Annotated in this window: 7 protein-coding genes; 3 read left to right on the top strand and 4 right to left on the bottom strand. The window is 62.6% G+C overall.

What is annotated here, in order from left to right; genetic code table 11:
* Positions 1-3: 3 nt before the first annotated feature.
* Positions 4-1,557 carry a lipopolysaccharide biosynthesis protein gene (locus NYQ88_RS05155; protein ID WP_275653883.1) on the bottom strand — a complete coding sequence of 518 codons (1,554 nt, stop codon included), beginning with the start codon at positions 1,555-1,557 and terminating at the stop codon, positions 4-6.
* Positions 1,558-1,837: 280 nt separating this feature from the next.
* Between NYQ88_RS05155 and NYQ88_RS05160 the strand changes: the two genes are divergently transcribed.
* On the top strand, positions 1,838-3,055 hold the full coding sequence (locus tag NYQ88_RS05160; protein WP_275653884.1) for a polysaccharide biosynthesis/export family protein: 1,218 nt from the start codon (positions 1,838-1,840) through the stop codon (positions 3,053-3,055).
* Between the two features lie 38 nt (positions 3,056-3,093).
* Here the strand turns inward: NYQ88_RS05160 and NYQ88_RS05165 are convergent, their stop codons facing one another.
* Entirely contained in the window at positions 3,094-3,777 is a 684-nt protein-coding gene (locus NYQ88_RS05165) for a sugar transferase (RefSeq protein WP_275653885.1), read from the bottom strand.
* Positions 3,778-4,150: 373 nt separating this feature from the next.
* Between NYQ88_RS05165 and wecB the strand changes: the two genes are divergently transcribed.
* Positions 4,151-5,326 (top strand): UDP-N-acetylglucosamine 2-epimerase (non-hydrolyzing), encoded by a 1,176-nt coding sequence (gene wecB, locus NYQ88_RS05170; RefSeq protein WP_275653886.1) that lies wholly within the window; start codon positions 4,151-4,153, stop codon positions 5,324-5,326.
* Here the strand turns inward: wecB and wecC are convergent.
* Together wecC and NYQ88_RS05180 are read right to left on the bottom strand one after the other, a co-directional pair.
* Positions 5,299-6,558: a UDP-N-acetyl-D-mannosamine dehydrogenase gene (gene wecC / locus NYQ88_RS05175; protein ID WP_275653887.1), complete on the bottom strand. Its 1,260-nt coding sequence runs from the start codon at positions 6,556-6,558 to the stop codon at positions 5,299-5,301. The two genes, wecB and wecC, sit on opposite strands and share 28 nt — an antisense overlap.
* Before the next feature lie 8 nt (positions 6,559-6,566).
* Entirely contained in the window at positions 6,567-7,409 is an 843-nt protein-coding gene (locus NYQ88_RS05180; RefSeq protein WP_275653888.1) for a WecB/TagA/CpsF family glycosyltransferase, read from the bottom strand.
* Positions 7,410-7,640: 231 nt separating this feature from the next.
* Between NYQ88_RS05180 and NYQ88_RS05185 the strand changes: the two genes are divergently transcribed.
* Positions 7,641-8,603: a glycosyltransferase family 2 protein gene (locus NYQ88_RS05185; RefSeq protein WP_275653889.1), complete on the top strand. Its 963-nt coding sequence runs from the start codon at positions 7,641-7,643 to the stop codon at positions 8,601-8,603.
* The last annotated feature ends 220 nt before the right edge of the window (positions 8,604-8,823 follow it).

An 8,823-nucleotide genomic window follows, 5' to 3' on the forward strand; every position in this document is an offset into this window, starting at 1 on the left:
GATCTAGCGGCTCGCTGTGGTTTTGCGGGAGGCGGAAAAGGCGGGGGCAGGAACGGGGGCGGGGCCGCGGCGCGCGCCGAGGCCAAGTTTGGTGCCCACGCGCTTGATGAGGCGGGGTAGCCAGCTGTAGCCGGCGGCCGGACGCTCGATATAGGGCACGGTGATGTAAGGGGTGATCTGGAGCCGCGAGACCAGCTCGGCTGGCCGGCGGATACGCCGGTTGAAGAATTCGGGCACGACCAGCGTGGCCAGCGCGATGCCCAGCGCCGCAAGCCCGCCGCCGAGAATCAGCAGGCGCTGACCCGGGCCCTGCGGCCTTTGCGGGGGAACGGCGCTTTCGATCAGCGACAGACGTTCGCCCTTGAGCAGGAGTTCGATCTGCTGGCCAGTCGAGGCTTCGGCGAGGCGCGAGACAGTCACATCATATTGCGCCTGCAGGTTCTGACGATTGCGCTGGAGGGAATTGAGGGCGGTTTCGATACCGGGCGTCGCTTCGATGGATGCGGTCAGGGTGGCCAGCGATTTTTCGAGCTGGGCGCGTTCGTCGGCAATCTCCTCAAGGCGCTCGCGGATATCGAACATTTCCGAGCTCTGGATGGCGGTGTCGTCATCCGCAACCGTGTCGCCGGATGCACCATTGGCGTCGGCTTCGCCGCTGGTCGTGGCTGGAGCGGGAGCCATCAAGCTCTTTTCAAGCGCGTCGATGCGGCCGCGCAGGGCAACGAGGGTGGGGCTGTCGTCGCTGAAGGCGGCGCTCTGCTGCACGAGCAGCTGGCGGAGCGAGGCCAGGGTCTGTTCGTCCGGAGTGACCGGATTGGTCATGAGGCTGAGCGGGCGAGATTGAAGCGACAGACGTCGACGGTTAAGCCCGGCCTCTTCCTGCGCCAGCACCAGCAGACGCCCCTGCTGAGTGGTCTGCTGGTTGCGACGGAAGTCGATACTGTCGGGCAGGGCGCTGAAATTCTCGTTCTTGAAGGAGAGGATCTGCTCCTCGATGAGGCGTAGCGAGGCGTTCAGACGGGCAGTTTCTGCGTTGAAGAAGGTCACGGTTTCGCGGGCGCGCTCGGTACGCAGCTCAACGTCTTTCTTGAGGATCATGGCGACGAGTTCGTTGACCACTGTGGCAGCGGTTCCGGGGCGGTCGGCCTTAAAGGAAATCTGGAACACGGTGGCTGTGGCGCCGCTGCCTGTACCGACCGGGATCGGGTCGATGGCAAAGCGGGACTCCATATCGGTGACGATGTCGGTTTCGCTCATCCGCGGCCGGCTGGCGTAGAGTTTGAAGCGATCGGCCAGGGCGAGAAGGCTCTCGCGGGAGAGCACGTCCTCCTGGATGATCTGGAACTGTTCGGCGGCACCGGTGGGCACGGTCGACTTGGCCAGATCGGTTGGGATCTGCGGTGATTCGACGAGGATGCGCGCGGACGCCCGATAGGACACCGGCCAGAGGGAAATGGCGACGAACAAGGCAGCGCCGGCCAGGATCAGGACCGTCAGGAAGGTGGGCAGCCGGCGCCGAAACAGGGCGAAGTAGAAACCGAAATCAAAATTCGACAATGCCGTCTCCCTGCATCTGCCACACCGAGTTTGCATCCGGATGATGCATGCGCGGTCAATGATGGGTGACGATACGGGAGCGCCCGGCCTTGAATATTGCCAACTTGGGTAGTCGTTTGCGGCCGCTACGTCGCTTGGGCTAAGCCGCAGTGGTCGGTTCTGGTCGGGGCTGTCGCGGGATAGGATGCCCTACCATAGCTTTGAGAGGGCGGGTCGAACCATGCCGATTTTGCAAAAGCGAGCCAGATCGCAAAAACACGTCCTGTTCTGGGCTGTCCTGATGGCTTCAGTCGCGGCATCGCCCATGGCGGCCCAGGCCGAGGCGCTCGTGCCGATGACGCGGCTCAAGCTGACCGTGGTGCAATTTGTCACCTCACTCGGTGAGTATCGCAACTGGGACGCGCTCGGCGGGGAATTCGACGTGGCTGCAGATGGGTCGATCAATGTGCCATCGTTGGGCCCGATATCCATCGCAAACATGTCGGCCGACCAACTGGGCAGCGAAATCGCCACGCGGCTTCAGACAAAGCTCGGCCTGCTCGAAAAGCCGGATGCCACGGTGCAGGTGGTGCAATATCCGCCTGTATATGTGGCAGGTGATGTCACGACGCCGGGAGAGTTTGCGTATCGCCCGGGCATGAGCGTTATCCAGGCATTGGCCATGGCCGGCGGCGAGCGCCGCATGGATATGGAACGCGGCCTCAGCGAGACCATCAGGCTCGAAACCGACCTGTTGGGCTATGAGAGCGATATCGTTCGTCTTCAGGCCCGGCTGGCGCGGCTCAAGGCAGAATTTACTCATGAGAGCGCGATCGAGTTTCCGATCGTGCTCGACCCGCTCGATCCTGTGATTGCCGAAATCCTCGAGCAGGAAAAGCGCATTTTCGCCGCCCATGGTAATGAGATGGCGCGACAGAAAACCGGCCTGATCGACCTCGATGCGCTCTACGAGGCTGAGATTGATGCGCTGGGACAAAAGCTGGCGGCGGTGGACGAGCAGATTACGCGTACCGAGCAGCAGGTTGCGTCGATCCGTGAACTGGTCGCCAAAGGCTCTGCCACGGCGTCGCGGTTGAGCGACATCGAACGCGAACTCGCCAATCTGCGGTCCGAGCGGCTCGATATCGTCATTTCTACCATGACGGCGCGGGAAAACCTCAACCACTCCCAGCGCGAACTGGCCAAGATCGAAGACGAGCAACAGTCCGAGACGGCGCGGTCTCTGCAGGAGGAGCAGGGCAAGCTGGAAAAGATCCTGCAGCAGCAGGCGGCGACGCGGCGCATGTTGGTGAAGTCGGTCGAAACCGACAACAACATGGTCCTTGCCGGGCAGATCCAGAGGACCCTGGCCTATGCGATCGTGCGGCAGAAGGGCGAGGAGGTCATCACCCTCGCCGCAACGGAAACCAGCCAGCTGCAGCCAGGTGATCTGATCAAGGTGACATTGGTGGAAGCGCCGGCTCGCCCTTCAGATACGGCAATGGCACCGGCTCAATAGCCGGTGCCAGGGGCAATTCGTGGGGGCTGGCACCAGGCTCAGTAGCCGGTGCCGCCCAAGACCACACCGACTGTCCGGAAGATGGTGCGGATGTCCGTGGCCGCCGAGATGGTGCCCCAATAAAGCTCGTCATAACGCGCCCGTTCGGCAAAACTGCAATTGTTGCGTTCGCTGATCTGCCAGAGGCCGGTGAGGCCAGGGCGCAGGTCGTAATAGGCAAAACCCTCATAGAGCAGACGCTGCTGCGGCATCATCGGGCGTGGCCCGACAATGCTCATGTCGCCGATGAGCACGTTCCACAGCTGGGGCAGTTCATCGAGCGAATAGCGGCGGAGGAACGGACCGATAGCGGTGAGCCGCGGATCACGGCGCAGCTTCTGGTGCTTGTCCCATTCGGCCTTTTCGGCCGGGTTGGCGTCGAGATAGGCCTCGAGTGCCTTATCGGCGTCCGGCACCATGGAGCGCAGTTTCCAAAGGAGAAACACGTGGCCATGGCGGCCGATGCGCGGCTGCCGGTAAAAGGCCGGGCCGCCATCCATCCGGACGAGGAGCGCCATGACCAGTATCAGTGGCAGGGTCAGCGGCGCGCTCAGCAGCACGAGGGTGATGTCGATCAGGCGCTTGACCACTCTATATCCCTGACGCCGCCCGGTACGTGGTATCCAGGCTGAGCGCGCGCGCGCGCCCATGACAGCCTGGCCTTCAACGAAGTGTTCGAGCATTTGTCGTCCCCAAAAATCTGTTAGCGCGACGTTAACGGCGTTCAGCAGCTACAGAATTCCGCCGTGTGAGCTATGGGGTGGGCGAGAGGGCGGGGTTTTGGTCCTCCGGGCTAATCATCCGCTAAACAACATAGTGTTTCGGGCACTCGTCGGCGGATGAGGACTAGGCTCAACGGCGTATTTGCCGGGTGAGCGATGGCCGGATGGGGCACGACCATACACTTTTGGGCGGCGTGCTAGTCGACATGGCTTAGTGGCACGAAATCTTGGGCTCAAACCCCTGCGCCAGGTTAAGAATATGTAGGTATTTGGGCCGCACGCCAGCGCGCCTAGCGTCTGCGCACTGCCTTATCCAGGCAGAGGAGGCGGGAGCATGCGCAAAATACTAATCGTGTACGGAACACGGCCGGAGGCGATCAAGATGGCCCCGCTGATCACCGCTATGGAGGCGTCAGAACACCTCGAGCCCATTGTGGTGGTGACTGGCCAGCACCGGCAGATGCTGGACCAGGTCAATTCCATTTTCGGCATAAAGCCGCGCTACGACCTCAACATCATCGCCGACCGGCAGCGCCTCGAAGGCATTACTGCGCGGGCGCTGGAAGGCATAGCCGACGTGCTCGAGATCGAGCATCCCGACGCAGTCATGGTGCAGGGCGATACGACGACCTGTTTTGCCGGCGCGCTGGCGGCCTTCTATTCCAAGGCGCCGGTGATCCATGTGGAGGCGGGCCTGCGCACCTATAATGCGTTCGATCCCTTCCCCGAGGAAATGAACCGCAGCATGGTTTCGCGCCTTGCGGCACTGCACCTTGCGCCCACCGAGACGGCCCGGCAGAACCTCCTCGCCGAGGCGATCGATCCGCGCCGTGTGGTCGTCACGGGCAATACGGTGATCGACGCCCTGCTCGACGTTGCCGCGCGCCAGATACCGCCGGTAAATCCGGACCTGCTGCGCCTTGACGGTCGCCGTACGATCCTCGTGACGGCGCATCGCCGCGAGAGCTGGGGCGAACCAATGGCGCGCGCCGCGCGGGCTATGGCAAGGCTGGCCAATGCCTTCCCCGACATCCAACTGCTGCTCCCGGCCCATCTCAATCCGGCCGTGCGGGAAATCCTCCTGCCCGAGCTCGACGGGATCGAGAACATCATCATCACCGATCCGCTCGGCTACAGCGACTTCATCTATGCGATGAACAAGTCTGACATCGTGCTGACTGACAGTGGTGGTGTGCAGGAGGAGGCGCCGAGCCTGGGCAAGCCGGTGCTGGTCATGCGCGAAACGACAGAACGTCCCGAAGCCGTATTGGCCGGGACGGTGTCGCTGGTGGGAACGGATGAGAACCTGATCTTTGAACAGGCGAGCCGGCTGCTTACGAACCAACTCGCCTATGATGCGATGGCCAAGACCGTCAATCCCTACGGCGACGGCCTTGCCTCCGAGCGCAGCATCCAGTCAATCGAGCACTTTTTCGGCTATGCCGAGCGCCCGATCGACTTCGTGCCCAGTGAGCGTGTTGCTCACGCCCATGCCCCGCGGGTGTCGTAGACCACCTTGCCATTGTGTCGAGTATGGCGCAGCGCCTTGAAGGCGTCGTGCTCGACAAGCAGAACAATGATGTCGGCCCGGTCGACCGCCTCTCCGGCATTGGTGAGGCGGAGATTGGCGTTGCCGACCAATTCCTTGGGCAGCTCATTGACATAAGGATCAGCGACCATGATCTCGACCTCGGGCAGGGCGCTGGCGATGAGGCCGACGACCTCCACGGCCGGGCTTTCGCGGATGTCGTCAACATTGGCCTTGAAGGTGAGGCCCAGGCAGGCAACCGATGGGCTGACAAAGCGCTTGGCCTTGGCCACGACGCGATTGGCGACATGGTGCGGCTTGTGGTCGTTGACCTCGCGAGCGGTGCGGATCAGCTTGGCAAGATCGGGCGCCGCGGCGACGATAAACCAAGGATCGACCGGAATGCAGTGGCCGCCGACGCCTGGGCCGGGCGAGAGCACGTTGACGCGCGGATGTTGGTTAGCGAGGCGGATCACTTCCCACACATCGAGACGCAGGGATTCAGTGATGAGTGAGAGTTCATTGGCAAAGGCGATGTTGACGTCGCGATAGGCATTTTCCACCAGCTTGGCCATTTCGGCGCTGGCAGCGTCGGTGAGCAGGATCTCGCCCTGGGCGAAGACGCGGTAAATGCTGGCGGCCTTGATGGCACAGGTGCTGGTCAGCCCGCCGACCACGCGACTGTTGGTGATCATCTCGATCATGATCTTGCCGGGCAGCACACGCTCCGGGCAGTGGGCAATGAAGACGTCTGCATTGCCGCCGACATCATGGGGCATGTTGAGGTCCGGCCGCACGGCACCGATCCAGCGGCTGACCAGTTCGGTCGTGCCGGGAGGGCTGGTGGATTCAAGGACCACGATATTGCCCGGGCGCAGTTTGGCCGCGACCTGTTCGGCAGCGGTCTTCACATAGGAGAGGTCCGCCGTGTGATCCTCGTTGAAGGGCGTCGGGACCGCGATGATGAAGGCATCGGCCTCCGGGATTTCGCGGGACATTGATAGCCGGCCCATTGCGACGGCGCCGCTGACCGCAACGGCGAGGTCGGGCTCGATAAAGGGCGCTTCGCCGCGCGAGATGGTCTCGACTATGCGGGGATTGACGTCGACGCCCGTAACCTGGACGCCGCGTGTGGCGAGGACGGTCGCCGTGGGCAGGCCGATATAGCCCATTCCGACGACGACAAGATTGCCGCTGAAGACTTCGTTCAACATGAAAGTTCCTATGGTGAGAGGGGTTGGCCCGAAGGGCCTGTCCGATCGGATGTCGGCATGCGTTGCAGCTCGGCGCTGGGTCGGAAGACCTCGCGCAGGGTCAGGGTGACAAAGGCGGTATTGGTGGTGAGATAGCGCTTCCACAGGCGCCGGGGCTCCTGCAGCAGGCGATAGGCCCATTCGAGGCCCATCCGTTGCCAGAGGACCGGCGCGCGCCGGGTGAGACCGGCAAGGACATCGAAAGAGCCGCCGACGCCGTGAAGGATCGGAACGCCCAGATGATCCTGAAAGCGGCGGAGGAAGATTTCCTTTTTGGGTGAGGGCATGCCGAGAAACAGCATGTCCGGGCGCGCATTGCGGATGCGCTCGGCCACAGCCTCGGCCTGATCCTCGGTGTAGTAGCCGTCCTGACTGCCGACAATTTCTGCGCCGGGCCAGCGCCGGCTGATTTCAACGAGCAGACTGTCGAGGACGTGCGGCGTTGCGCCGAGCAGGTAGATGCGCCGGTGATCGCGATCGGCGAGCCCAAGCAGTTCCTGGAAGAGATCAATGCCGGCGACGCGTTCAGGCAATTTGTGACCGAGGACGCGGCTTGCCCAGACCACAGCCTGCCCATCGGCGAGCAGCATGTTGCAGTCGAGGATGGCATTGCGCAGTTCGCCGTTCTTCTGGAGGCTGACGATCTTGGCGGCGTTGAGAACACCAACGAGCAGGGTGCGCCTGGTTTCGAGGGCCTGGCGACAGCGCTCCAGCGCCTCGGCCATGCAGATTGCATCGACACGCAACCCGAACAGCAGACCGGCCCCCCGAGAAGGCTGGCCGAACTGGGCTCCTCCCGAAATGAATGACATTGAATCCTCCTAGAGCGTGGAGGTGACGCTATGCGGCGTCGCGCAGACCCAACAATCAGTCGGATAGGTGCCGTGGAGGTATCTTATGAGTGCCCGCGCGCCGGAGGTTGTCCAATTGGGGCGCAATTGTGACTAGGGAAATAAGCACAACGACGCGACGGTAGATCAAATCGCTAGTGTACCGCTCGCGTCCCAAAAGCTGATGTGACCTCTTGATATTCGGAGGCGCAGATGGCCGCAGAAATTCCGGGCCAGCCCGGCGGAACAGGGGTGAAACAGCGCAAGCTGGCGGTGCTCATCGTCACCTGTAACAGCGCGGATACGCTAGGGGGGCTGCTCGACACGCTGGGCCCAGGCCTTGTGGGTATCGGGCAGACAGAGATTGTCGTAGTCGACAATGCCTCGTCGGACGCGTCGGTTGCGATGGCGCGCCAGCATCCGATCGGAGCGCGAGTGATCCAGACCGGTCGTAATGGGGGCTATGCTGCGGGGATCAATGCCGGTGCGGCAACGATCTCGCCCGATGCCGATCTCCTGATCCTCAATCCCGATATTCGCGTGGCGCCAGGATCGGTCGCCCAGCTGATGCGCAGACTTTCATCCAATATCGGAATTACTGTACCGCGCATCCTGCATGAGGACGGAACGCTGTTCCATTCGCTGCGGCGGGAGCCTTCGCTGCAGACGGCCTGGGCAGATGCACTGCTTGGGACGCGGCTCGGCTTCGGCCTCGACCGGGGAGAATGCGTCTGCAACGACGGCCGCTATGAACGGACGGGACTGGTAGATTGGGCGAGCGGCTCGGCCTTGCTCGTTTCCGCCGCCGCCCGGGCGGTGAACGGGCCCTGGGACGAGAGCTTTTTTCTCTACAGCGAGGAAGTGGATTATCAGCGGCGCGTCCGGGAGGCAGGGCTGAAGATCGCCTTCGTTCCTGAAGCCGTCTTCGTCCATATCGGTGGCGAGTACAGCCGGAACGCCCGGCTCTACGCCCTGCTGACCGCCAATCGTATCATCGACTACGAGCGTCATCACGGGCCCGTCGCCAGCACCATATTCCGCCTTGCCGTAATGAGTGGCGAGCTCCTGCGCAGCTTCCGCGGTTCGGCCGTCCATCGCGCAGGGGTGCAGGCGGCGTGGCAGAGTTTTTCCGTCCAGCGCCGATCCCCCCAGCAGCCGTCCACGCGGGGGGCGTAAACACTTCACTAGATCGGACAGGGGCAAAGCCTAATCCCATAAGGCGATAAGCGCCTATAGCGAAGTCCGATCAGATCAATCCAGAGGCGCAGGACCAAAGTCACCTGCGCCCTGTTGCAGGGCAACATAAGCGCCAATCCAGCGGTGTTCGTGGCACTGGGGTCAAGGCGATGCCACTGCGGTCACTGAGCGTCGGGCCGGGCTTTGAGGATAGCTCGCC

The organism is Devosia sp. SD17-2 (assembly GCF_029201565.1).
Classification (GTDB): domain Bacteria; phylum Pseudomonadota; class Alphaproteobacteria; order Rhizobiales; family Devosiaceae; genus Devosia.

Bases quoted from the DNA above. Each gene is read 5' to 3' on its own strand.
- NYQ88_RS05160 (WP_275653884.1), top strand. From the start codon at position 1,838: ATGGCTTCAGTCGCGGCATCGCCCATGGCGGCCCAGGCCGAGGCGCTC.
- NYQ88_RS05165 (WP_275653885.1), bottom strand. From the start codon at position 3,777: ATGCTCGAACACTTCGTTGAAGGCCAGGCTGTCATGGGCGCGCGCGCG.
- wecB (WP_275653886.1), top strand. From the start codon at position 4,151: ATGCGCAAAATACTAATCGTGTACGGAACACGGCCGGAGGCGATCAAG.
- wecC (WP_275653887.1), bottom strand. From the start codon at position 6,558: ATGTTGAACGAAGTCTTCAGCGGCAATCTTGTCGTCGTCGGAATGGGC.
- NYQ88_RS05180 (WP_275653888.1), bottom strand. From the start codon at position 7,409: ATGTCATTCATTTCGGGAGGAGCCCAGTTCGGCCAGCCTTCTCGGGGG.
- NYQ88_RS05185 (WP_275653889.1), top strand. From the start codon at position 7,641: ATGGCCGCAGAAATTCCGGGCCAGCCCGGCGGAACAGGGGTGAAACAG.